Origin of the sequence: Modestobacter sp. SSW1-42 (assembly GCF_046635825.1) — a bacterium.
Taxonomy (GTDB): Bacteria; Actinomycetota; Actinomycetes; order Mycobacteriales; family Geodermatophilaceae; genus Modestobacter.
In genome coordinates this window covers 191371-215110 of the sequence record NZ_JBISCA010000002.1, presented here as the reverse complement: position 1 = coordinate 215110, position 23740 = coordinate 191371, and the positions used below count along the sequence as shown (strand labels likewise).

Genomic DNA, 23740 nt, shown 5'->3' with positions numbered 1-23740 from the left:
GTGTAGGTCGCCCGCCTGTGGGGAACCCGGTCCTGCTGGGTGTCGGCGTGCTCACCCTGTGGGACGCGGAGCGGGGTGGGAGGGACGGGGTCGCACCTCTCCGTACGATCGAGCGGTGACACCCGAGCAGCTCAGCGACGTCGTCCGGTCCGCAGTCGCGGCGGCCGTGGAGCGCGGCACGCTCGCGGTCGCCGTCCCCGACGCGGTCGTGATCGACCGTCCGAAGAACCCCGAGCACGGCGACTACGCCACCAACATCGCCATGCGGCTGGCCAAGCCGGCCGGCCGGCCGCCCCGCGAGGTGGCCGAGGCGGTGGCCGCCGAGCTCCGCGCGGCCGACGGCGTGGCCGCGGTCGACGTCGCCGGCCCCGGCTTCCTGAACATCACGCTGGCCAAGGACGCCCTCGGCAAGGTCGCGGTGCACACGGTCACGGCGGGGGAGGCCTACGGGCGCACCGACGTCCTGGCCGGGCAGCGGCTGAACCTGGAGTTCGTCTCGGCCAACCCGACCGGCCCGGTGCACATCGGCGGCACCCGCTGGGCCGCCGTCGGCGACGCGCTGGGCCGGCTGCTCACCGCCAGCGGCGCCGAGGTGTCCCGGGAGTACTACTTCAACGACGCCGGCTCCCAGATCGACCGGTTCGCCCGGAGCCTGATGGCCGCGGCGCACGGCCGGCCGGTGCCGGAGGACGGCTACGCCGGCGACTACATCGGCGAGATCGCCGCTCAGGTCGTCGCCGCCGACCCCGGCGTCCTGGAGCTGCCCGAGGACGAGCAGCAGGAGCGGTTCCGGGTGCACGGCGTCGAGCTGATGTTCGCCGAGATCAAGCGCAGCCTGGCCGGCTTCGGCGTCGTCTTCGACACCTACTTCTCGGAGAAGACGCTGCACGACAGCGGCGCGCTGGAGAAGGCGATCGCCCGGCTGCGCGAGCAGGGGCACGTCTACGAGACCGACGGCGCGGTGTGGCTGCGCACGACGGACTTCGCCGACGACAAGGACCGGGTGCTGGTCAAGAGCGACGGCGAGCCCACCTACTTCGCCGCCGACTGCGCCTACTACCTGGACAAGCGCGAGCGCGGCTTCGACCGGGTCGTGATCATGCTCGGCGCCGACCACACCGGCTACGTCGGCCGGTACAAGGCGCTGGTCGCGGCCATGGGCGACGACCCGGCCACCAACCTGGAGATCCTGATCGGCCAGCTGGTCAACCTGGTCCGCAACGGCGAGCCGGTGCGGATGAGCAAGCGGGCCGGCACGGTCGTCAACCTCGAGGACCTGGTCGACGCGATCGGCGCCGATGCCGCCCGCTACGCCCTGGCCCGGGCCTCGGTCGACCAACAGATCGACCTCGACCTGGACGCCTGGACCCGGAAGACCAACGACAACCCGGTCTTCTACGTCCAGTACGCCCACGCCCGGATCGCCTCGCTGCTGCGCGGGGCGGCCGATCTGGGCCTGCCGCTGGGCGAGGCCGCCGCCGTCGACACCGCGCTGCTGGAGACCCAGCGGGAGAGCGACCTGCTGCGGGCGATCGCGGAGTTCCCGCAGGTGGTGTCCTCGGCCGCCGAGCTGCGCGCCCCGCACCGGGTGGCCCGGTACCTGGAGGAACTGGCCGGCACCTACCACCGGTTCTACGACGCCTGCCGGGTGCTGCCGCGCGGTGACGAGGAGGCCACGCCGCTGACCACCGCCCGGCTGTGGCTGTGCGCCGCGACCGCCACGGTGCTGCGCAACGGGCTGACCGTGCTCGGCGTCTCCGCCCCGGAGCGCATGTGACCGCCCCCCAGGGGCCAAAGTCGCGACTTTGGCCCCTCCAGAGCTGGAGGGACCGGACGTGAGGGCACATCCCGCGGGGCCGCTGCACGGCAACATCTCCCCGCCGCCGGCGGTGGGGGCCGCGCCGGAGGACCTCGGCGCGCTCGACCCGCAGGTCTGGCCGCGCTCGGCCACCCGCGTCGACGGCGAGCTGCACCTGGCCGGCCGGCCGGTCACCGAGCTGGCCCGCGCGCACGGCACCCCGCTGTTCGTGCTGGACGAGGCCGACTTCCGCAGCCGGGCCGCGGACTTCGCCGACGCGTTCGCCGACGCCGACGTCCACTACGCGTCCAAGGCGTTCCTGTGCGGACAGGTGGCCCGCTGGATCGCCGAGGACGGGCTGCACCTGGACGCCTGCAGCGGCAACGAGCTGGCCGTGGCGCTGGCCGCCGGCTTCCCGGCCGAGCGGATCGCGCTGCACGGCAACAACAAGTCGCTGGTGGAGCTGCAGCTGGCCGTCGATGCCGGCATCGGCCACGTGGTGCTCGACTCCTTCGACGAGATCGACCGGCTGGTCCCCATGGCCGCGGCGCGGGTCGCCGCCGGGGGCACGCCGGTGCCGGTGCTCATCCGCTCCACGGTCGGCATCGAGGCGCACACCCACGAGTTCATCGCCACCGCCCACGAGGACCAGAAGTTCGGCTTCTCCCTGGCCACCGGCGACGCGCTGACCGCCGCGGTCCGGGTGATCCGGGAGCCGGCGCTGCACCTGTCGGGCCTGCACAGCCACATCGGCTCGCAGATCTTCGACACCGCCGGGTTCGAGGCCGCCGCGCACCGCGTCGTCGGCCTGATGGGCCAGGTGCACCAGGCCACCGGCGAGGTGCTCGGCGAGCTCAACCTCGGCGGTGGCTTCGGCATCGCCTACCTGTCCGACGACGACCCGGTGAGCGCGGAGGACGTCGCGGTGAAGCTGCGGTCGGTGGTCGCCGCCGAGTGCGCCGCGCTGGGGCTGCCGGTGCCGCGGCTGGCCGTCGAGCCGGGCCGGGCCATCGCCGGGCCGGGCACGGTCACCCTCTACGAGATCGGCACCATCAAGCCGGTCCGGCTGGGCGGGGGCGGCGGCGCGCCCGGTGCCCCGCTGGTGCGCAACTACGTGTCCGTCGACGGCGGGATGAGCGACAACATCCGCACCGCCCTCTACGACGCCAGCTACACCTGCGTGCTGGCCAACCGCAGCTCCGACGCCCCGCCGGCGCTGTGCCGCGTGGTCGGCAAGCACTGCGAGAGCGGCGACGTCCTGGTGCGCGACCTGTGGCTGCCCTCCGACGTCCAGCCCGGTGACCTGCTGGCGGTCGCCGCCACCGGCGCCTACTGCTGGTCGATGGCCAGCAACTACAACTACCTGCTCAAGCCCCCGGTGGTCGCCGTGCGCGACGGTGCGGCCACCGAGATCGTCCGGCGGCAGACCCTGGCCGACGTCTTCGCCCTCGACGCCGTCCTCGCCGGCGTCCCCGCCCCCAGTCCGGCGATCGACCAGCCGGCGCCCGAGCACCCGGTCGGAGCCACCTCGTGAGCGAGCCCCTGAAGGTCGCGCTGCTCGGCTGCGGCACCGTCGGCGGTGCCGTGCTGCGGCTGCTGTCGGAGCAGTCCGGGGACCTCGCGGCCCGCGTGGGCCGGCCGATCGAGGTCGCCGGGGTCGCCGTCCGGCGTCCCGACCGGCACCCCGACGTCCCCGCCGACCTGCTCACCACCGACGCGCTGGGCCTGGTGACCCGCGCGGACGTCGACCTGGTGGTCGAGGTGATCGGCGGCATCGAGCCGGCCCGGTCGCTGCTGCTGGCCGCGATGGCCGCGGGCAAGTCGGTGGTCAGCGCGAACAAGACGCTGCTGGCCGACGACGGGGTGGCGCTGCACGCCGCGGCCGCCGACGGCGGGGTCGACCTGTACTACGAGGCCGCCGTCGCCGGTGCCATCCCGCTGCTGCGCCCACTGCGGGAGTCCCTCGCCGGTGACCAGCTGCGCCGGGTCGTGGGCATCGTCAACGGGACGACCAACTACATCCTGTCCCGGATGGCCGAGACCGGCGCCGGGTTCGGCGAGGCGCTGGCCGAGGCCACCGAGCTGGGGTACGCCGAGGCCGACCCGACCGCCGACGTCGACGGCTTCGACGCCGCCGCCAAGGCCGCCATCCTCGCCTCGCTGGCCTTCCACTCCCCGGTCACCGCCGCCGACGTGTACCGCGAGGGCATCTCCGCGGTCTCGGCCACCGACGTCGCCCGCGCCGCCGAGATCGGCTGCACGGTCAAGCTGCTGGCCATCTGCGAGCGGGTGGCCGGGGCCGAGGGCGCCGACGACGCGGTGGCCGTGCGCGTGCACCCGGCGATGATCCCGACGACGCACCCGCTGGCCGCGGTCGGCGGGGCCTTCAACGCCGTCTTCGTCGAGGCCGAGGCCGCCGGCGAGCTGATGTTCTACGGCCGCGGGGCCGGTGGCGAGCCCACCGCCAGCGCCGTCCTCGGCGACCTGGTCGCGGTGGCCCGCAACCGGCTGGCGGGCGCCGCCGGCCCGGGGACGACGGGCTACGCCGGGCTGACCGTGCGCCCGATGGCCGAGACGCCCACGAGGTACCACGTGAGCCTGGACGTCGCCGACGTGCCGGGCGTGCTGGCCACCGTGGCGCAGGAGTTCGCCGCGCACGGCGTCAGCATCGCCACCGTCCGCCAGGACGGGCACGGCGACGCCGCCACGCTGGTGATCGTCACCCACCGGGCGCCCGACGCGGCGCTGGCGACCACGGTGGAGAAGCTGCGGGGGATGCCCGCTGTCCGGGGCGTCACCAGCGTCCTACGAGTCGAGGGGCTGTCATGACCGGGACGACGTTGCGCGGAGCGGTCTCGCCGCACTGGCCGGGGCTGATCGAGGCCTACCGGCACCGGCTGCCGGTGAGCCCCTCGACGCCGGTGGTGACGCTGCAGGAGGGCGCCACCCCGCTGGTGCCCGCACCCGAGCTGTCCCGCCGCACCGGCTGCGAGGTGTTCCTGAAGGTCGAGGGCGCCAACCCGACCGGGTCCTTCAAGGACCGCGGCATGACCATGGCGATCACCAAGGCCCTCGAGGAGGGGGCCAAGGCGGTCATCTGCGCCTCCACCGGCAACACCAGTGCGAGCGCGGCCGCCTACGCCGCCCGCGCCGGGCTGACCTGCGCCGTCCTGGTGCCCACCGGCAAGATCGCCACCGGCAAGCTCGCCCAGGCGCTGGTGCACGGGGCCAAGCTGCTGCAGGTCGAGGGCAACTTCGACGACTGCCTGGCGCTGGCCAGCAAGCTCGCCATCGACTACCCGGTGAGCCTGGTCAACAGCGTGAACCAGTACCGCATCGAGGGCCAGAAGACCGCGGCGTTCGAGATCGTCGACGTGCTCGGCGACGCCCCGGACGTCCACTGCCTCCCGGTGGGCAACGCCGGCAACATCACCGCCTACTGGCAGGGCTACCGCGAGTACGCCGCCGACGGCCCGGCCACGCACACCCCGCGGATGTGGGGGTTCCAGGCCGCCGGTGCCGCGCCGATCGTGAGCGGGAAGGTGGTCGAGCGTCCCGAGACGATCGCCACCGCCATCCGGATCGGCAACCCCGCGTCCTGGACCAAGGCGCTGGCCGCCCGCGACGACTCCGGTGGCCGGATCGACGCCGTCACCGACCGCGCCATCCTGGCCGCCTACCGGCTGCTCGCCCGCAGCGAGGCCGTCTTCGTCGAGCCGGCGTCGGCCGCCTCGGTGGCCGGGCTGCTGCAGGTCGCCGAGGCCGGCGGCCTCGAGCCGGGCCAGCGGGTGGTCTGCACGGTCACCGGCAACGGCCTCAAGGACCCCGAGTGGGCCATCGCCGGTGCGCCGGTGCCGGTCACCGTCCCGGTCGACGCCGGCGCCGCGGCCGCCCAGCTCGGACTCTGAGTGACCGGCGTCCGCATCCAGGTCCCGGCGACCAGCGCGAACCTCGGGCCGGCCTACGACTGCGCGGGGCTCGCGCTCAGCTGCTGGGACACCCTCGACGTCGAGGTCACCGACGGCGGCCTGGTGGTCGAGGTGACCGGCGAGGGCGCCGGCTCGCTGCCCACCGACGAGTCGCACCTGGTCGTGCAGGCGTTCCGCGCCGCGTGCGCCGAGCTGGGCTGGACGCCGTCCGGGCTGCGGCTCACCGCGCGCAACGGCATCCCGCAGGGCCGGGGGATGGGCTCGTCGGCCGCCGCCGTCACCGCCGGGGTGCTCGCCGCCTGGGCGCTGTGCCCCGACGTACGAGCCGTCGACGACGCGGCCGTGCTGCGGCTGTGCTCGGAGCTCGAAGGCCACCCGGACAACGTCGCGCCGTGCCTGCTGGGTGGGGCGACGCTGTCCTGGACCACCCCGGCCGGGGCGCGGGCCGTGCGGCTGGCCGTCGACCCGCAGGTCGTCCCGGTGCTCTTCGTCCCGGGGACGACGCTGTCGACCCATCTGGCCCGCGAGCTGCTGCCGGCCACGGTGCCGCACGCCGACGCAGCCCACGCCGCCGCCCGGTCCGCGCTGCTGGTGCACGCGCTCACCCGCGACCCGGCGCTGCTGTTCGACGCCACCGAGGACCGGCTGCACCAGGCCCAGCGGGCGCCGGCGATGCCCGACAGCGCGGCCCTGCTGGCCCGGCTGCGCGCCGACGGCCACGCCGCGGTGGTCTCCGGCGCCGGCCCGTGCGTGCTCGCCCTCGCCGTCCTGGGCCCCGACGAGCACCCCGGCGACCCGGCCTCGGCCGCCGCGGTGCGGGAGCTGGCCGCCGCCGTCCCCGCGGGCTGGGCCTGCCTGCCGCTGCGGGTCGACCACGACGGTGCGGTCGTGACCACGCTGGGCGTTAATCACGGTGCGGTATCGTCTGGGTCGCCTGGAACACACCGGTGACGGACTGTGTTGTGGGCGACGTCAGGCTGTGTCTAGGCTGACGCCGTAGCCGCCTCCGGGCGCGCCTCGAGCGGGGCGTGGGCCGCGATCCGTCGCCGCCGACCTCCTCGCACCTCCACAGACCCGTGCACTCCCCGCCGACGCGGACGTCCACACAAGGGCTCTCGCCTCAGGGAGCGGGTCACCTCCTGCGCTGGTAGGCGCAGGTCACCGCAGGGAAGGACCTGTACGTGAGCGAGACCACCGACCTCCTCGACGGCGCGCGCGACGCCGCCCCGTCCGACGAGGCTGCTGCCGGCAACGGGGCCGCGCGTTCCCGTCGCCGCGGCACCGGGCTGTCCGGGATGCTGCTGCCCGAGCTGCAGCGCCTGGCCGGCGAGCTGGGCATCCCCGGCACCGGCAAGATGCGCAAGAGCGACCTCGTCGCCGCCATCTCCGAGCGGCAGGTGGGTGGGTCCGGCAGCAACGGCTCCGCCGTCCCGGCCGCCGAGCCCGTCGCCGCCGAGCCGGCGCCGCGCGCCGAGAGCACCCCGGGCGACACCACGCCGTCCGACGACACCGCCCCCACCGGCGGCGTCGCGACCTCGGCCGCCCCGCTCGAGGCGCCGATCAGCGGTGGCGCCAACGGGGGACCGGTCACCGGCACCCCGGAGCAGACCACGAACGACAGCACCGCCGACGGCGCCCCCACCGGCCGCCGCCGCCGGGGCGCGAGCCGTCCGGCCGGCGCGCCCACCGCGGACGCCGAGTCGGCGGCCGAGCCGGCCGCCGCCGACACCGCCCCGGTCCAGGCGGGCGGCCGCGAGGCGCAGGCCCCGCAGGCCGAGGCCCGCACCGAGGGCGAGCGCCCGCCGCGCAACCGCCGCGAGCGCGCCGCCCGTGACGGCGCTGAGCGTCCGGCCCGGGACGCCGGCGAGCGTCCGGCCCGTGACGGCGCCGAGCGCGAGGACCGCGGTGGCCGGGACGACCGCAACCGCGACGACCGCAGCCGTGACGCCGCCGCCCGTGACGGTGGCCGCGACGGCGCCCCCCGCGACGGCGAGGAGCGCGGTGGCCGCAACCGCAACCGCAACGCCGCCGACGGCGCCCGCGACGGCCGGGACGGTGCCCGCGACGGGCGCGACGCCGCCCGCGACGGGCGCGACGGTGCCCGGGACGGTGCTCGCACCGACACCCGTACCGACGCCCCGCGTGACGCTCGCCCCGACGAGGACGACGACGACTTCGACGGCCGCGGCCGGCGTGGTCGTCGCTACCGCGACCGCAACCGCCGGGGTGGCAACGCCGCCGGTGGCCGCGAGCGCTTCGACTCCGGTGAGCCGACCGTCAGCGACGACGACGTGCTGCTGCCCGTCGCCGGCATCCTGGACGTGCTCGACAGCTACGCCTTCGTGCGCACCTCCGGCTACCTGACCGGCCCGAACGACGTCTACGTCTCCCTGGCCCAGGTGCGCCGCTACGGCCTGCGCCGCGGTGACGCGATCACCGGTGCGGTCCGCCAGCCCCGCGAGGGCGAGAAGAAGGACAAGTACAACGCGCTCGTGCGCCTGGAGTCGGTCAACGGCCTGGACCCCGAGCAGGCCAAGGACCGTCCGGAGTTCACCAAGCTGACCCCGCTCTACCCGCAGGACCGCCTGCGGCTGGAGACCGAGTCGCACCTGATGACCACCCGGGTCATGGACCTGGTCATGCCGATCGGCAAGGGCCAGCGCGCCCTGATCGTCAGCCCGCCCAAGGCCGGCAAGACCATGGTGCTGCAGTCGATCGCCAACGCCATCGCGGTGAACAACCCCGAGGTGCACCTCATGGTCGTGCTCGTCGACGAACGGCCCGAGGAGGTCACCGACATGCAGCGCTCGGTGAAGGGCGAGGTCATCGCCTCGACCTTCGACCGGCCGCCGGCCGACCACACCACGGTCGCCGAGCTGTCGATCGAGCGGGCCAAGCGCCTGGTCGAGATGGGCCACGACGTCGTCGTCCTGCTGGACTCGATCACCCGGCTGGGCCGCGCCTACAACCTGGCGGCCCCGGCCAGCGGGCGCATCCTCTCCGGTGGTGTCGACTCCACGGCGCTCTACCCGCCGAAGCGCTTCCTCGGTGCTGCCCGCAACATCGAGAACGGCGGCTCGCTGACGATCATCGCCTCGGCGCTGGTCGAGACCGGGTCGACGATGGACACGGTCATCTTCGAGGAGTTCAAGGGCACCGGGAACGCCGAGCTCAAGCTCGACCGGCGGCTGGCCGACAAGCGGGTCTTCCCCGCCGTCGACGTGAACGCCTCCAGCACCCGCAAGGAGGAGATCCTCCTCTCCCCGGACGAGCTGGCGATCGTGATCAAGCTGCGTCGGGTGCTCTCGGCGCTGGAGCCCCAGCAGGCGCTGGAGCTGCTGCTCGACCGCATGCGCAAGACCCGCAACAACATCGAGTTCCTCATGCAGGTCCAGAAGACCACCCTGGGCCTGGGCGAGAAGGACTGAGGCCGGAGCGGCCCCCGACGAGGGGGCCGCTCCAGCACCTCGCCGGGGCCGTACACTGGCCCATCGAGCCTTCGTCGCGTGGGTCGGCCAGACCCCGGCGGCGTGCGAGACACCAGACCACGAGACCAGAGAGAGGGTGTACCGGCATGAAGGCCGACATCCACCCGGACTACCACGTCACCACGGTGACCTGCGGTTGCGGCAACACGTTCCAGACCAAGAGCACGGCGCCCGGCGGCACCATGACCGTCGAGACCTGCTCGGCCTGCCACCCGTTCTACACGGGCAAGCAGCGCATCCTGGACACCGGTGGCCGCGTCGCCCGCTTCGAGAAGCGGTTCGGCAAGCGCAACACCGGCGCCGTCGTCGTGTCCGTGCACACCCGGGCGAAAGTGGCCACTTTCGCCCCTCCCTCTGAGAGGCGCCGCCCGTGAGCAGTCCCGAGTCCGGCAGCGACCGGCTCGCCGGCCTGCTCGCCGAGCACCGCGAGCTGGAGGCGGAGCTCGCCGACCCGGCTGTGCACGCCGACGCCGCCCGCGCCCGCCGGCTGGGCCGGCGCTACGCCGCGCTGGCGCCGGTCGTCGAGACCGCCCGCGCGCTCGACGCCGCCCGGGACGACCTGGGCGCGGCCCGCGAGTTCGCCGCCGACGACCCCTCCTTCGTCGCCGAGGCCGAGCAGCTCGAGGCGACCGTCGGCGAGCTGGGCGCCCGGCTGACCGAGCTGCTGCTGCCCAAGGACCCCGACGACGAGAAGGACGTCATCCTCGAGGTCAAGGCGGGGGAGGGCGGTGCGGAGTCCGCGCTGTTCGTCGGGGACCTGCTGCGCATGTACCTGCGCTACGCCGAGCGGCGCGGCTGGTCGACCGAGGTCCTCGAGGCGGTCCCGGCCGAGCTCGGCGGCTACAAGGACGTCGCGGTCGCCATCAAGTCGCGCACCGACGAGGGCATCTTCAGCCGGCTGAAGTTCGAGGCCGGCGTGCACCGGGTGCAGCGCGTGCCGGTCACCGAGTCCCAGGGCCGCATCCACACCTCGGCCGTCGGTGTCCTGGTGCTGCCCGAGGCCGAGGACGTCGACGTCACCGTCGACCCCAACGACCTGCGCATCGACGTCTTCCGCTCGTCGGGCCCCGGCGGGCAGAGCGTGAACACCACCGACTCGGCGGTGCGGATCACCCACCTGCCCACCGGCATCGTGGTCAGCTCGCAGAACGAGAAGAGCCAGCTGCAGAACCGCGAGTCCGCGCTGCGCGTGCTGCGCTCCCGGCTGCTGGCCGCCGCCCGCGAGGAGGCCGAGGCCACCGCCTCCGACCAGCGCCGCAGCCAGGTGCGCACGGTCGACCGCAGCGAGCGGGTGCGCACCTACAACTACCCGGAGAACCGGATCTCCGACCACCGGGTGGGCTTCAAGGCGCACAACCTCGACGCCGTGCTGGACGGCGAGCTCGACCCGGTGCTCGACGCGCTCACCGCCGCGCACACCGCCGAGCTGCTGGCGGGGGAGTCCTGACCGCCCAGGCCCTGGTCCGCGAGGCGGCCGCCCGGCTGGCCGCGGCCGGCGTGGAGTCCCCGCGCGTGGACGCCGAGCTGTTGCTGGCCGCCGCGCTCGGCGTCTCCCGCACGGCGCTGCTCACCACCGGCGAGGTCGCCGACGGGCCCGCCGCGCGGTTCGCCGCGCTGGTCGAGCAGCGGGCCGACCGGGTGCCGCTGCAGCACCTCACCGGCAGCGCGCCCTTCCGTCACCTCGAGCTGTCGGTCGGGCCCGGCGTCTTCGTGCCCCGCCCGGAGACCGAGCTGCTCGCCGGGTGGGTGCTGGAGCGGATCGCCGGGCTGCCCGCGCCGACCGTCGTCGACCTCGGCACCGGGTCCGGCGCGATCGCGCTCGCGGTGGCCAACGAGCACCCCGGCGTCCGGGTGGTGGCCGTCGAGCGCGACCCCGGGGCCATCGAGTGGACCCGGCACAACGCCGCGGCCCGCGCCGCGGCCGGCGACACCCCGGTCGAGGTGCTCGCCGGCGACATGACCGACCCCGGCCTGCTCACCGGGCTCGACGGCACGGTCGACGTCGTCGTGTCCAACCCGCCCTACGTCCCGGACGACGCCCGGCTGCCCCGCGAGGTGGTCGACCACGACCCGCCGCTGGCGCTGTGGGGCGGCCCGGACGGCCTGGACGTCGTCCGCGGGCTGCTCGACACCGCCGTCCGGCTGCTCCGCCCCGGCGGCTGGCTGGGGATCGAGCACGCGGACCTGCAGGGCAGCGCGCTGCCGGCGCTGGTGCGCGCGCACGGCCGGTGGACCGACGTCGCCGACCACCCCGACCTCGCCGGCCGGCCGCGCTACACGACCGCTCAGCTGTCGGGGCACCACTCCACCACGTAGGCCGGGTCGCCGGGCAGGGTGACGTCGAGGTCGCGCCGCTGGACGCTCGTCCCCGGCGTCCCGCACGCCGCGTCGAACCCGTCGTCGGTGTACTCGACGTCGAGCACGGTCCCGTAGGCGGCGGTGTAGACCGCACACTCGTCGTAGGCCCCGCAGTCCTCGGCGACGGCGTAGTCGAAGCCCAACCCGGCCGCCGTCAGCTCGGGGGCGTTCTTCTGCCCGATCGCCAGCCCGGCGCCGTGCGCGCGGTCGACCAGGGCGCGGGCCATCGCCGCGGCGTCGTCGGCCTCCAGCAGGCCGTCGGAGCGGGTCCAGCTGTCCAGGTTGTCCGGCTCGACGGCGGAGAAGCCGGCGGCGGCGCACCCGTCGAGCCACGGGCCGACGACGGCGAGCGCCCGGTCGCGCTGCCCGGCGGTGCCGATGTCGACCAGGAACTCCCCGGGCCAGTCCGGGTCCTCCACGGGCTCGCCGTCCGCGCCGCGCAGCAGGAGGTCCGCCGGCCAGTCGGTGCTGCCCGGCTGGGTCTGGAAGGCGTTGACGTAGCAGGCCGACCAGAGACCGGCGGCGGGTGCGGCCGTGCGGTCCCGGACGACGCCGGCGACCGCCGCGGCGGGTGGGTGGGGGCCGCCGAGCTGGTAGTCGACCCGGGCGCCCACGGCCAGCCCGGCCAGGGCCGCGGCCGGCGTCCCGGACGTCCCGGGAGCCACCTCCGCCGGCTGCGCGCCGCACCCGGCCAGCAGGACGGCGACGAGAGCGGGCACGGCCGCGCGCACCGTCGGTACACCCACCTGTTGCACGGGCGCAGCGTAGGTGGGGGAGACTCCCCAGCCGTGGCGGACCTCTACGACTGCAGCGACCCCGACCAGCGCGAGGCGGGCCTGACCGCTGCCGTCCTCTCGCTGTCCCGCGGCGACCTGGTGCTGACCCCGACCGACACCGTGTACGGCGTCGCGGCCGACGCGTTCACCCCGGCGGCGGTCGGTAAGCTGCTGGCGGCGAAGAACCGCGGGCGCAACATGCCCGTCCCGGTGCTGATCGGCGAGGCGCCCACCCTCGCCGGGCTGGTGGCCGCCGTGCCCCCGTCGGCCAGCGCGCTCGCCGAGGCGTTCTGGCCCGGTGGCCTGACCCTGGTCGTGGAGCACGCGCCCACGCTCGCCTGGGACCTCGGCGACGCGGAGGGCACGGTCGCCATCCGGCTGCCCGCCGACGACATCACCCGCGACCTGCTCCGCCGCACCGGCCCGCTCGCCGTCTCCAGCGCCAACCGCTCCGGCCGCCCCGCCGCGACGACCGCCGCCGAGGCGGTCTACCAGCTCGGCGAGATGGCCGCCGTCGTGCTCGACGGCGGCCCGCGCACCAACTCGGCGGCCAGCACCATCGTCGACTGCACCACCCTGATCCCGCGCGTCCTCCGCCTGGGCGCCGTCGACCTGGAGTCCCTGCGCACCGTCGTCCCCGAGATCACGGACTGACCTGCGACCCTGCCGGGCCGCACCGCTGCCAGCCGTACGGCCCGATGTGAGGGTGACCACGGTCGGGCCCGACCTCAGGACGTGACCCCGGCGTCCGGAGGACCTCGGGACGTGACCCCGGCGTCCGGAGGACCTCGGGACGTGACCCCGGTGTCCGGAGGACCTCGGGACGTGACCCCGGCGTCCGGAGGACCTCGGGACGTGACCCCGGCGTCGTCCGGAGGACGACTGTGGGAGGACGGCGCGGGCCCGGAGGGTCCCGCCGTCCTCGCACTGAGCGGCTCAACGGCAGCCGGGGACGGCACGTGGCCGCGATGCGATGCGGAGCATCGCCATGACACAGCGATACCGTGGTGCGACAGCCGCGTGTCCCGTCCGAGGGTGCGCGCGGGCACCGGCACCGAGCAGCAGGAGTGCACCCGCGATGAGCACCCCCGCCACGACCCCGTTCTGGGGCCCTGACTTCGACGCCCTGGCCGCCTTCGACCCGGAGATCTCCAGCGTCGTCGTCGACGAGCTGGACCGGCTCCGCAGCGGCCTGCAGCTGATCGCCAGCGAGAACTTCACCAGCCCCGCCGTCCTGGCTGCGCTGGGGAGCACGCTGTCGAACAAGTACGCCGAGGGCTACCCCGGCCGCCGCTACTACGGCGGGTGCGAGGTCGTCGACCGGGCCGAGTCGCTGGGCATCGAGCGGGCCAAGGAGCTCTTCGGCGCCGAGCACGCCAACCTGCAGCCGCACTCGGGCGCGAGCGCGAACCTGGCCGCCTACGGCGCCTTCCTGCAGCCCGGCGACACGATGCTGGGCATGGCGTTGCCGCACGGTGGCCACCTGACCCACGGCACCAAGGTCTCCTTCTCGGGCAAGTGGTTCAACGCCGTCCAGTACGGGGTGGACCCGGAGACCGAGCACATCGACTACGACCAGGTCCGTGACCTCGCCCGCGAGCACCGGCCGAAGCTGATCATCGCCGGCGGCTCGGCGATCCCGCGGCTGATCGACTTCGCCGCCTTCCGGGAGATCGCCGACGAGGTCGGCGCGGTCTTCATGGTCGACGCGGCGCACTTCATCGGCCTGGTCGCCGGCAAGGCGATCCCCTCGCCGGTGCCCTACGCCGACGTCGTCACCTTCACCACCCACAAGGTGCTGCGCGGCCCGCGCGGCGGGGCGATCGTGTGCAAGGCCGAGCACGCCAAGGCCATCGACAAGTCGGCGTTCCCGATGATGCAGGGCGGGCCGCTCATGCACGCCATCGCCGCCAAGGCGGTGAACCTCAAGGAGTGCCTGCAGCCCGAGTACCAGGCCTACACCCGCCAGGTCGTCGCCAACGCCCAGGCGCTCACCGCCGGCCTGGCCGACCAGGGTCTCCGCCCGGTCGCGGGTGGCACCGACACCCACCTGGCCCTGCTGGACCTGCGCAAGGTCACCGACACCGCCGGTGAGCTCGTCACCGGCAAGGTCGCCGAGGCGCGCTGCGACGCCGCCGGGATCGTGCTGAACAAGAACGCGATCCCCTTCGACCCGCAGCCGGCGTCGGTCGCCTCGGGCATCCGGGTGGGCAGCCCCTCGGTCACCACGCAGGGCATGGTCGAGGCCGACATGGCCGAGATCGCCCAGCTCATCGGGGTGGCGATCCGGGACGCCGACGGCTCCCGCACCGCCGAGGTCGCCGCGGGCGTCGAGAAGCTCGTCAGCGCGCACCCCGCGTACCCCGAGCCCGCCCGGACCGTCTGAGCCCATGCGCGAGTACGCCGTCGTCCTCCTGGCCGCCGCCCTGGTCACCTTCCTGGCCACGCCGGTGGTCCGGGTGGCGGCGGTCCGGTTCCGGGTGATGGCCGCGGTCCGCGACCGCGACGTGCACGTCATCCCCACCCCGCGCGGTGGGGGAGTGGCCATGTACCTCGGGGTCGCCGCCGGCGTGCTGGTCGCCACCCAGCTGCCCTCGCTGCAGCGCAGCTTCGAGTTCAGCACCCAGACCATCGCCGTCCTGGTCGCCGGCGGGCTGATCTGCCTGCTCGGCGTCCTCGACGACCGGTTCGGCCTCGACGCGCTGACCAAGCTGACCGGGCAGATCGCCGCGGCCGGGGTCATGGTCCTGCTCGGCGTGCAGCTGGCGTACCTGTTCCTGCCGGTCGCCGACATCGGCACCCTCTCGCTGGGCCCGGACGTCGGGGTGCCGGCCACCATCGCGCTGACCGTGCTCACGGTGAACGCGCTCAACTTCATCGACGGCCTCGACGGGCTGGCCGCCGGGGTGTCGGCGATCGCGGCCCTGGCCTTCTTCGCCTACAGCTACCACCTGGGGCTGGTCGGCTACGACGACGTCGCCAGCGCCCCGGCGCTGATCACCGCGGTGCTGGCCGGTGCCTGCCTGGGCTTCCTGCCGCACAACTTCAGTCCGGCCCGGATCTTCATGGGCGACTCCGGGTCGATGCTGGTCGGGCTGATGCTGTCCGCCGCGGCCGTCTCGGCCACCGGGCAGACCGACTCCCAGACGTTGAGCTCCGCCGCGGGCCTGCTGCCGCTCATGCTGCCCCTGCTCGTGCCGGCGGCGGTCCTGTTCATCCCGTTCGCCGACCTGGTGATGGCCGTCGTCCGGCGCACCCGGCGCGGCCAGTCGCCGTTCCGGCCGGACAAGATGCACCTGCACCACCGCCTGCTGTCCATCGGGCACTCGCACCGGAGGGCCGTGCTGATCATCTACTTCTGGGCCGCGCTGCTCAGCTTCGGCGCCGTGGCGCTGTCGATCACCGGCGGCACCGTCGAGGTGCTGGTCGTGATCGGCGCCCTGCTGGTCGTCGGCGTCGTCGTCGTGCTGAGCCCGCGGGCCCGGCGCGCCGCGATCGCCGCCCGGCAGGCCGAGATCGCCGCGCTCAAGGAGCGCAGCCGCGCCGCCCACCCGGCCAGCCGCGGCGTGCGGGGTGAGGGGCCGGGTGCGGTGAGCCCGCCGCGCACGGGCTCCTCGACGACCGCGACGGTGCCCCGGTGAGCGCCGACCGGGACCGGGGCGTCTCCCCGTGGAGCCTGTCGTTCCTGCGCGCCGGGCTGCTGGCCAGCATGCCGGCCGCCGCGCTCGCCGCCGTGGTGGTGGGCCTGCTCATGGGCTGGGCGGCCGCGGTCAGCGTGCTGCTCGGCGCCGGTGTGGTCGCGCTCTTCTTCTGCCTGTCGGGAGCGGTCATCGCCTGGGCGGGCCGGGTGGGTGACGCCTTCACGCTGCCGGCGGCCCTGGGCACCTTCGTCATCAAGGTGGCCGTCATCGGGGCGGTCTTCGAGTCGCTCCCGGACGACGGCTGGCTCGACCGGCGGGTGCTGGGCTGGACGGTGATCGCCGGAGCGCTCTTCTGGAGCGTCGTGCAGAGCCGGTGGGTGTGGACCCGTCAGCTGTACTACGTCACGCCGCCAGCCCCTCGCGCTCCGCATCCCCCCCAGCACGCCTCCACCACCGCGCCACCCCTCACGGGTGACCCGGAAAACCGCACGACAAGCGGCTGATAGTGTCCGGACCGATGGCCGAGGACACTCCCGCCCGCGGGGGAGCCCGACCGCGACCCGAGAACCCGGACGAGCACCACAGCGGTGCTGATGTCGGGTGGGGGATCACCGGCACGATGCTGTCGGGGATCATCGTCTGGGGTGGCGCCGGGCTGGCGCTGGACCACTGGCTGGGAACGCGCTTCCTGGCCCTGGTCGGGCTCCTGCTCGGTCTCGGCGTGGCGATCTACATCATCGTCATGAAGTACGCCCCGCCCGTGCCACCGCCCGGTCGGGGAACAGGACACAACCGCCCGGGTGGCCGATCCAGTCAGCCCAGGACGCAGAAGGGACACCGGTGACCTCCAGCGCCCTCGCGCTCGTCAACGTGCTCGCCGCCGAGAGCGGCGAAGGGGACAGTGGCTTCCAGTCGCCGACGATCGAAGAGTTCTACCCCGAGTCGATCGCGTCGTTCTCGCTCCTCGGGGTGGACTTCGAGATCACCCGGATCACGATCATCATGTGGATCGCGACGATCGCGATCGGCGCCCTGCTCGTCGCCGCGGTCCGCAAGCCCAGCATCGTGCCCGGCAAGATGCAGTGGCTGGCCGAGAGCGGCTACTCCGTCGTGCGCGACGGCATCGCCCGCGACGTCATCGGCCCCAAGGGCCTGCCGTTCGCGCCGTTCCTCGCCTCGCTCTTCTTCTTCATCCTCGCCAACAACGCGATGAGCATCATCCCGTTCGCGCAGATCTCGCCGAACTCCAAGTTCGCCGTGCCGCTGGTCCTCGCGGTCATCTGCTGGGTGATCTACAACTACATCGGCATCCGTGAGCAGGGTGCGGCCAAGTACTTCAAGGACGCCGCCATCCCGCCGGGCGTGCCCAAGGCAGCGCTGATCCTGGTCACGCCGATCGAGCTGCTGCAGGTCTTCGTGATCCGGCCGTTCACCCTGGCCGTCCGACTCTTCGCGAACATGTTCGCCGGCCACATGCTGCTGGTCGTCTTCTCCCTGGGCGCGGTCTACCTGCTCCAGGTCGGCAACTTCTCGGTCGTCTTCGCGCCGCTCTCGTTCCTCATGGCCCTGGTCATGACGTTCTTCGAGCTCCTCGTGATCGTGCTGCAGGCCTACGTCTTCACCGTCCTGATGGCCACCTACCTCAACGGTGCCGTCGAGCCTGCACACTGATCCGCCGCAACACCCCACAGCTGCACCACCCAGCACCACCCCGCCAGCCGCCCGGGACGACCTCGGGCGACCGACACAGGAGGAACACCCCGCAATGGACGTTCTGGCAGAACTGACCGGCTCCATCGGCTCGGTCGGCTACGGCCTCGCAGCGATCGGCCCCGGCATCGGTGTCGGTGTCGTGTGGGCGGCCTACATCCAGGCCACCGCGCGTCAGCCCGAGTCGGCCGGCCTCACCCGCACCTACGCGTTCCTCGGTGCCGCCCTCTCCGAGGCGTTGGCCCTGATCGGCCTGGTCGTTCCGTTCATCTTCGGGCAGTGACGTCCCTCCTCCCAGGGGCGTTCCCAGCTGACGTAGGGACGTGCAGAGCATGAACATCCTGGCCGCGGAAGCACACAACCCGCTGCTGCCGCCCGTCGGCGAGATCGTCGTCGGGCTCATCACCTTCGGCATCCTGCTGTTCGTGCTGATCAAGTTCGTCTTCCCGCAGCTGGAGAAGACGTTCGTGGCGCGGCGCGAGGCGATCGAGGGTGGCATCGAGCGCGCCGAGGCCATGCAGGCCGAGGCGAAGGCTGCGCTGGAGCACTACCGCGCGCAGCTGGCCGAGGCCCAGGCCGAGGCCGCGAAGATCCGCGACGACGCCCGCGCCGAGGGGCAGCAGATCATCGAGGAGCTCCGCGCCCAGGCGCAGGCCGAGTCGGCCCGCATCGTGGCCCGCGGCGAGGAGCAGCTCACCGCGTCCCGGCAGCAGGTCCTCAACGAGCTGCGTGGCCAGATCGGCACGCTCGCCGTCGACCTGGCCGGCCGTGTCGTCGGGGAGTCCCTCGCCGACGACGCGCGTCGCAGCGGCACCGTCGACCGCTTCCTGAGCGAGCTCGACGGCATGTCGGCGACCACCGGCTCCGCCGACGGTCGTGGCGGCAGCACGGCGTACGTCCCGCAGGACGCCCGCTGATGCACGCCTCCAGCCGGGCCGCGATGGAGGAGTCGCGCGCCAGCCTCCAGCGGTACACCGACGGCGCACGCAGCCGGACGCGCGGTGACGCGCTGCTGGTGCTGGCCGACGAGCTCTACGCCGTGGCGCACCTGCTCGACGGCCAGCCCTCGCTCCGCCGGGCCCTGTCGGACGCCTCCTCGCGTCCGGAGGACCGGGCGGGCCTGGCCCGTCGTCTGCTGTCGGCCCAGGTCGGCGTCGACACCGTCGCGGTGGTCGAGACCGTCGCCCGGCAGCGCTGGTCGCGGCCGCTGGACCTGGTCGAGGCCACCGAGACCCTCGCGATCGAGGCGGCGCTCGACGCCGCCGACGCCCGCGGGGAGCTCGACAGCGTGGAGGACGAGCTCTTCCGCTTCTCCCGCATCGTGGCCGCCGACGCCGACCTGGCCCGGATCCTCGGGAACCGGTCGGCGCCGCGTGAGGGCAAGACGGCGCTGCTCGACCGGTTGCTGACCGGCAAGGTCAGCCCGGTCACCGAGCGGCTGGTCCGGAACTCCCTGACGAGCTCGCACGTGCACAACGCGGAGAACGAGATCGAGCGGTTGTCCACGGCGGCGGCTCGCCGGCGTGGCCAGTCGGTCGCCCACGTGGTCAGCGCGGTGCCGCTGACGGCCGCTCAGGAACAGCGGCTCACCGCCACCCTCGGGCGGCTGTACGGGAGGACCATGGGCCTGCAGGTCCAGGTCGACCCGACGGTGCTCGGCGGCCTGGTGATCCGCGTCGACGACGAGGTCATCGACGGCAGCATCGCGCACCGCCTCGACGAGGCCGGACGCCGCCTGGCCGGCTGACCGACCGCTCCACGCGGGCCGGCACCGCCGACCGCGGCTCCACCGCACCACCACAGACACCAGCAGAAGAGGACGCGAAGCCATGGCCGAGCTGACGATCTCCGCGGACGAGATCCGCAGTGCCATCCAGAACTACGTCTCCGACTACACCCCGGACGTCTCCCGGGAAGAGGTCGGGGTCGTCACCGAGGCCGGCGACGGCATCGCCCGGGTCGAGGGCCTGCCCTCGGTCATGACCAACGAGCTGCTCGAGTTCGAGGGCGGCGTGCGCGGTCTGGCGCTGAACCTCGACGTGCGCGAGGTCGGCGTCGTGATCCTGGGCGACTTCGCCGGCATCGAGGAGGGCCAGACGGTCCGCCGGACCGGCGAGGTCCTCTCCGTGGCCGTCGGCGACGGGTACCTGGGCCGGGTCGTCGACCCGCTCGGCAACCCGATCGACGGTGCGGGCCCGATCGCGACCACGTCGCGGCGCGCCCTCGAGCTGCAGGCCCCCACGGTCGTGCAGCGCCAGTCGGTGCACGAGCCGATGCAGACCGGGATCAAGGCCATCGACGCCATGACCCCGATCGGCCGCGGTCAGCGTCAGCTGATCATCGGTGACCGCCAGACCGGCAAGTCGGCGATCGCGCTGGACACGATCATCAACCAGAAGCAGGCCTGGGCGACCGGCGACCCGTCGCAGCAGGTGCGCTGCATCTACGTCGCCGTGGGCCAGAAGGGCTCCACCATCGCCGCCACCCGTGCGGCGCTGGAGGACGCGGGCGCGATGGAGTACACGACCATCGTCGCCGCCCCGGCGTCCGAGCCGGCCGGCTTCAAGTACATCGCCCCCTACACCGGTTCGGCCATCGGTCAGCACTGGATGTACGAGGGCAAGCACGTCCTGATCGTGTTCGACGACCTGTCCAAGCAGGCCGAGGCCTACCGTGCCGTCTCCCTGCTGCTGCGCCGTCCGCCGGGCCGCGAGGCCTACCCCGGCGACGTCTTCTACTTGCACTCCCGCCTGCTCGAGCGCTGCGCGAAGCTCTCCGACGAGCTGGGCGCGGGCTCGATGACCGGCCTGCCGCTCATCGAGACCAAGGGCAACGACGTCTCGGCGTACATCCCGACCAACGTCATCTCGATCACCGACGGGCAGATCTTCCTCGAGACCGGTCTGTTCAACTCCGGTGTCCGCCCGGCGATCAACGTCGGCGTCTCGGTGTCCCGCGTCGGTGGGTCGGCCCAGATCAAGGCGATGAAGTCCGTCGCCGGTCGTCTGCGCCTGGACCTGGCCCAGTACCGCGAGCTCGAGGCCTTCGCCTCGTTCTCCTCGGACCTGGACGCCTCCAGCCGGGCGACGCTGGACCGCGGTCAGCGGCTCGTCGAGCTGCTCAAGCAGGGCCAGTACTCGCCGTTCCCGGTCGAGCGCGAGGTCGTCTCGCTGTGGCTGGGCACCACCGGCAAGCTGGACCTGGTCCCGATCCCGGACGTGCGCCGCTTCGAGTCGGAGTTCCAGGAGTTCATCTCCCGGGGCGACAACACGATCTTCGCCGACATCCGCAACTCCAAGCAGCTGTCCGCCGACACGGTGAGCAGCCTGGAGCGGGCCGTCGAGACCTTCTACGGCCGGTTCACGACCTCCGAGGGCGAGAAGCTCAAGGGCCACGAGCCCGAGGTCGAGGCCATGGCCGCCGGTGACCGTGGCCAGGAGACCGTCCAGGTCAAGCGAGGCCGCTGACCATGGCCGGTTCCCTCCGCGCGCTGCGGCGCCGCATCCGCTCCACGCAGTCGACGAAGAAGATCTTCTCGGCGCAGGAGCTGATCGCCGGTGCCCGCATCGTGCGCGCCCAGGCCCGGGTGGAGGCCTCCAAGCCCTACGCCCGGGAGATCACCCGGGTGCTGTCGGCCCTGGCCGGGTCGGCCAGCCTGGACCACCCGCTGCTCACCGAGCGCTCCGGCGCCCGGCGGGTGGCGGTCCTCGTGATCACCTCCGACCGGGGGTTCGCCGGCTCGTACAACGTCAACGTGCTGCGCCGCACCGAGGAGCTCCTCGGCCTGCTGCGCAACGAGGGCAAGGAGCCGGTTCTCTACGTCGTCGGCCGCAAGGGCGAGACGTACTACCGGTTCCGGGACCGGGCGATCGTCGACTCGTGGACCGGCTTCTCCGAGCAGCCCGGCTACGAGGACGCCCAGGAGGTCGGCCGCGCCCTCATCGACGCCTTCACCGCCGGTGAGGACGACGACGAGACCGGCGGCGGTGCCGACGGCATCGAGGGCGTCGACGAGCTGCACATCGTCTACACCGAGTTCCGCTCGCTGCTGTCCCAGGTCCCCGTGGCCAAGCGGATGGCGCCGCTGGTGGTCGAGGAGGTCGACGAGTTCCGCGACGAGGCGCCCGCCGCCGAGCGGAACAGCGAGGTCCCGACCTCGTACGAGTTCGAGCCGTCGGCCGAGGCGCTGCTGGACGCGCTGCTGCCGAAGTACATCACCACCCGCATCTACGCGGCGATGCTGGAGGCCGCGGCCTCGGAGTCGGCGTCGCGTCGTCGGGCGATGAAGTCGGCCTCGGACAACGCCGAGGAGCTGGCCAAGAACCTCGCCCGGCAGGCCAACCAGGCGCGTCAGGCGGAGATCACCCAGGAGATCAGCGAGATCGTCGGCGGCGCCGACGCGCTGGTGACCGCGGGTTCGGACAACTGAACGCCTGAGCACCGAGCACGACCCCGGTCGCGGCGGCGCACGTCGCCGCGACCGGGGACACTCAAGACACTGATCGACAGCGGGACCCACACAGCCCGAGGGCAGGAGAGCAGCACAGATGACCGTCACCGAGGATCGTCCGAGCACCCAGGGGACCACCGGCGCCGGCCGGGTCGTCCGGGTCACCGGGCCGGTCGTCGACGTCGAGTTCCCCCGCGACGCGATGCCCGACCTGTTCAACGCGCTGAAGGTCGACGTCACCCTGGCCGACCTGGGCAAGACGCTGACCCTCGAGGTCGCCCAGCACCTGGGTGACAACGTGGTCCGCACCATCTCGATGGCCCCCACCGACGGCCTGGTCCGCGGTGCCGAGGTCCGGGACACCGGCTCGGCCATCTCCGTCCCGGTCGGCGAGGCCGTCACCGGCCACGTGTTCAACGCGCTCGGCGAGTGCCTGGACACCCCCGGCTACGGCGCGGACGCCCCGCACTGGACGATCCACCGCCACGCGCCGAAGTTCGACCAGCTCGAGGGCCGCACCGAGCTGCTCGAGACCGGCATCAAGGTCATCGACCTGCTGACCCCCTACGTCAAGGGCGGGAAGATCGGCCTCTTCGGCGGTGCCGGCGTGGGCAAGACGGTCCTCATCCAGGAGATGATCCGTCGCGTCGCCCAGGAGTTCGGTGGCGTCTCGGTGTTCGCCGGTGTCGGCGAGCGCACTCGTGAGGGCAACGACCTCATCACCGAGATGACCGAGTCCGGCGTCATCAACTCGACCGCCCTGGTCTTCGGCCAGATGGACGAGCCGCCGGGCACCCGCCTGCGCGTCGCGCTCTCGGCCCTCACCATGGCCGAGTACTTCCGCGACGAGATCCAGCAGGACGTGCTGCTGTTCATCGACAACATCTTCCGGTTCACGCAGGCCGGCTCCGAGGTCTCCACGCTGCTGGGCCGCATGCCCTCCGCCGTGGGCTACCAGCCGACCCTCGCCGACGAGATGGGCGAGCTGCAGGAGCGGATCACCTCGACCCGAGGCCGGTCCATCACCTCGCTGCAGGCCATCTACGTGCCCGCCGACGACATCACCGACCCGGCACCGCACACGACGTTCGCCCACCTTGACGCGACGACGGTGCTCTCCCGGCCGATCTCGGAGAAGGGCATCTACCCGGCCGTCGACCCGCTGGACTCCACCAGCCGGATCCTCGACGCCCAGTACGTAGGGCAGGAGCACTACGACACCGCCCGCGAGGTGCAGCGGATCCTGCAGCGCTACCAGGAGCTGCAGGACATCATCGCGATCCTCGGCATCGACGAGCTCGGTGAGGAGGACAAGGTCACGGTCAACCGGGCCCGTCGCATCGAGCGCTTCCTGTCGCAGAACATGTTCGTGGCCGAGGCCTTCACCGGTCAGCCGGGTTCGTACGTGCCGCTGAGCGAGACCCTGCAGGCCTTCAAGGCGGTCGCGGCCGGCGAGTACGACCACGTCCCCGAGCAGGCGTTCTTCATGTGTGGTGGCCTCGAGGACCTCGAGCGCAACTACGACAAGCTGAAGAAGAGCTGATCGAGCACCCGTCCGCACCTGGACGGGTCGCGCAACGGCCGGGTCCC

21 protein-coding genes and 1 pseudogene are annotated in these 23740 nt (G+C 73.3%); 21 read left to right on the top strand and 1 reads right to left on the bottom strand.

Annotated elements, in window-relative coordinates; all coding sequences use genetic code 11:
* The first annotated feature begins 115 nt into the window (after positions 1-115).
* The 9 genes and pseudogenes from argS (at position 116) to prmC (ending at position 11531) form a co-directional block, all read left to right on the top strand.
* Positions 116-1777, top strand: a complete 1662-nt coding sequence (gene argS / locus ACGBYP_RS06265) for an arginine--tRNA ligase (RefSeq protein ID WP_411582413.1) — start codon at positions 116-118, stop codon at positions 1775-1777.
* Between the two features lie 58 nt (positions 1778-1835).
* Entirely contained in the window at positions 1836-3332 is a 1497-nt protein-coding gene (lysA, locus tag ACGBYP_RS06260; protein ID WP_411582412.1) for a diaminopimelate decarboxylase, read from the top strand.
* Positions 3329-4627 carry a homoserine dehydrogenase gene (locus ACGBYP_RS06255; RefSeq protein ID WP_411582411.1) on the top strand — a complete coding sequence of 433 codons (1299 nt, stop codon included), beginning with the start codon at positions 3329-3331 and terminating at the stop codon, positions 4625-4627. The genes lysA and ACGBYP_RS06255 overlap by 4 nt, the downstream gene beginning before the upstream one ends.
* The gene (thrC, locus tag ACGBYP_RS06250) at positions 4624-5706 is read left to right on the top strand and encodes a threonine synthase (RefSeq protein ID WP_411582410.1); all 1083 of its coding nucleotides are present in this window, start codon (positions 4624-4626) and stop codon (positions 5704-5706) included. Before ACGBYP_RS06255 ends, thrC begins: the two co-directional genes overlap by 4 nt.
* The gene (gene thrB / locus ACGBYP_RS06245; protein ID WP_411582409.1) at positions 5707-6678 is read left to right on the top strand and encodes a homoserine kinase; all 972 of its coding nucleotides are present in this window, start codon (positions 5707-5709) and stop codon (positions 6676-6678) included.
* Between the two features lie 230 nt (positions 6679-6908).
* Positions 6909-9155 carry a transcription termination factor Rho gene (gene rho, locus ACGBYP_RS06240; protein ID WP_411582408.1) on the top strand — a complete coding sequence of 749 codons (2247 nt, stop codon included), beginning with the start codon at positions 6909-6911 and terminating at the stop codon, positions 9153-9155.
* Between the two features lie 146 nt (positions 9156-9301).
* Positions 9302-9517: pseudogene (gene rpmE / locus ACGBYP_RS06235) on the top strand (50S ribosomal protein L31); the annotation flags it as partial.
* A gap of 68 nt (positions 9518-9585) precedes the next feature.
* Entirely contained in the window at positions 9586-10662 is a 1077-nt protein-coding gene (prfA, locus tag ACGBYP_RS06230; protein WP_411582407.1) for a peptide chain release factor 1, read from the top strand.
* A complete protein-coding gene (gene prmC / locus ACGBYP_RS06225; protein ID WP_411583671.1) occupies positions 10659-11531 on the top strand; it encodes a peptide chain release factor N(5)-glutamine methyltransferase in 873 nt (290 codons plus the stop codon). The genes prfA and prmC overlap by 4 nt, the downstream gene beginning before the upstream one ends.
* On the opposite strand, the gene ACGBYP_RS06220 is transcribed toward prmC, so the two are convergent.
* A complete protein-coding gene (locus ACGBYP_RS06220) occupies positions 11501-12328 on the bottom strand; it encodes an endo alpha-1,4 polygalactosaminidase (RefSeq protein WP_411582406.1) in 828 nt (275 codons plus the stop codon). The two genes, prmC and ACGBYP_RS06220, sit on opposite strands and share 31 nt — an antisense overlap.
* A 33-nt stretch (positions 12329-12361) precedes the next feature.
* Here ACGBYP_RS06220 and ACGBYP_RS06215 point away from each other — a divergent pair, with 33 nt between their 5' ends.
* The 12 genes from ACGBYP_RS06215 (at position 12362) to atpD (ending at position 23693) form a co-directional block, all read left to right on the top strand.
* Positions 12362-13003, top strand: a complete 642-nt coding sequence (locus tag ACGBYP_RS06215) for an L-threonylcarbamoyladenylate synthase (protein WP_411582405.1) — start codon at positions 12362-12364, stop codon at positions 13001-13003.
* 424 nt (positions 13004-13427) lie between these two features.
* A complete protein-coding gene (glyA, locus tag ACGBYP_RS06210; RefSeq protein ID WP_411582404.1) occupies positions 13428-14735 on the top strand; it encodes a serine hydroxymethyltransferase in 1308 nt (435 codons plus the stop codon).
* Positions 14736-14739: 4 nt separating this feature from the next.
* Positions 14740-15990 (top strand): glycosyltransferase family 4 protein, encoded by a 1251-nt coding sequence (locus ACGBYP_RS06205; RefSeq protein ID WP_411582403.1) that lies wholly within the window; start codon positions 14740-14742, stop codon positions 15988-15990.
* A complete protein-coding gene (locus ACGBYP_RS06200) occupies positions 15987-16493 on the top strand; it encodes a hypothetical protein (RefSeq protein WP_411582402.1) in 507 nt (168 codons plus the stop codon). Before ACGBYP_RS06205 ends, ACGBYP_RS06200 begins: the two co-directional genes overlap by 4 nt.
* A gap of 14 nt (positions 16494-16507) precedes the next feature.
* Positions 16508-16834, top strand: a complete 327-nt coding sequence (locus ACGBYP_RS06195) for a hypothetical protein (RefSeq protein WP_411582401.1) — start codon at positions 16508-16510, stop codon at positions 16832-16834.
* A complete protein-coding gene (atpB, locus tag ACGBYP_RS06190; protein ID WP_411582400.1) occupies positions 16831-17661 on the top strand; it encodes a F0F1 ATP synthase subunit A in 831 nt (276 codons plus the stop codon). Before ACGBYP_RS06195 ends, atpB begins: the two co-directional genes overlap by 4 nt.
* Before the next feature lie 94 nt (positions 17662-17755).
* Entirely contained in the window at positions 17756-17983 is a 228-nt protein-coding gene (atpE, locus tag ACGBYP_RS06185) for an ATP synthase F0 subunit C (protein ID WP_138759728.1), read from the top strand.
* Positions 17984-18032: 49 nt separating this feature from the next.
* Positions 18033-18617 carry a F0F1 ATP synthase subunit B gene (locus tag ACGBYP_RS06180; RefSeq protein WP_411583669.1) on the top strand — a complete coding sequence of 195 codons (585 nt, stop codon included), beginning with the start codon at positions 18033-18035 and terminating at the stop codon, positions 18615-18617.
* A complete protein-coding gene (locus tag ACGBYP_RS06175; protein ID WP_411582399.1) occupies positions 18617-19447 on the top strand; it encodes a F0F1 ATP synthase subunit delta in 831 nt (276 codons plus the stop codon). The genes ACGBYP_RS06180 and ACGBYP_RS06175 overlap by 1 nt, the downstream gene beginning before the upstream one ends.
* An 82-nt stretch (positions 19448-19529) precedes the next feature.
* Positions 19530-21167 carry a F0F1 ATP synthase subunit alpha gene (gene atpA, locus ACGBYP_RS06170; protein ID WP_411582398.1) on the top strand — a complete coding sequence of 546 codons (1638 nt, stop codon included), beginning with the start codon at positions 19530-19532 and terminating at the stop codon, positions 21165-21167.
* Between the two features lie 2 nt (positions 21168-21169).
* Positions 21170-22129: a F0F1 ATP synthase subunit gamma gene (locus ACGBYP_RS06165; protein WP_411582397.1), complete on the top strand. Its 960-nt coding sequence runs from the start codon at positions 21170-21172 to the stop codon at positions 22127-22129.
* 118 nt (positions 22130-22247) lie between these two features.
* Positions 22248-23693: a F0F1 ATP synthase subunit beta gene (atpD, locus tag ACGBYP_RS06160; RefSeq protein ID WP_411582396.1), complete on the top strand. Its 1446-nt coding sequence runs from the start codon at positions 22248-22250 to the stop codon at positions 23691-23693.
* The last annotated feature ends 47 nt before the right edge of the window (positions 23694-23740 follow it).

Coding starts and splice junctions, on each gene's coding strand:
- thrC (WP_411582410.1), top strand. CDS start 4,624: ATGACCGGGACGACGTTGCGCGGAGCGGTCTCGCCGCACTGGCCGGGG.
- glyA (WP_411582404.1), top strand. CDS start 13,428: ATGAGCACCCCCGCCACGACCCCGTTCTGGGGCCCTGACTTCGACGCC.
- ACGBYP_RS06205 (WP_411582403.1), top strand. CDS start 14,740: ATGCGCGAGTACGCCGTCGTCCTCCTGGCCGCCGCCCTGGTCACCTTC.
- ACGBYP_RS06195 (WP_411582401.1), top strand. CDS start 16,508: ATGGCCGAGGACACTCCCGCCCGCGGGGGAGCCCGACCGCGACCCGAG.
- atpE (WP_138759728.1), top strand. CDS start 17,756: ATGGACGTTCTGGCAGAACTGACCGGCTCCATCGGCTCGGTCGGCTAC.
- ACGBYP_RS06180 (WP_411583669.1), top strand. CDS start 18,033: ATGAACATCCTGGCCGCGGAAGCACACAACCCGCTGCTGCCGCCCGTC.
- ACGBYP_RS06175 (WP_411582399.1), top strand. CDS start 18,617: ATGCACGCCTCCAGCCGGGCCGCGATGGAGGAGTCGCGCGCCAGCCTC.
- atpA (WP_411582398.1), top strand. CDS start 19,530: ATGGCCGAGCTGACGATCTCCGCGGACGAGATCCGCAGTGCCATCCAG.
- ACGBYP_RS06165 (WP_411582397.1), top strand. CDS start 21,170: ATGGCCGGTTCCCTCCGCGCGCTGCGGCGCCGCATCCGCTCCACGCAG.
- atpD (WP_411582396.1), top strand. CDS start 22,248: ATGACCGTCACCGAGGATCGTCCGAGCACCCAGGGGACCACCGGCGCC.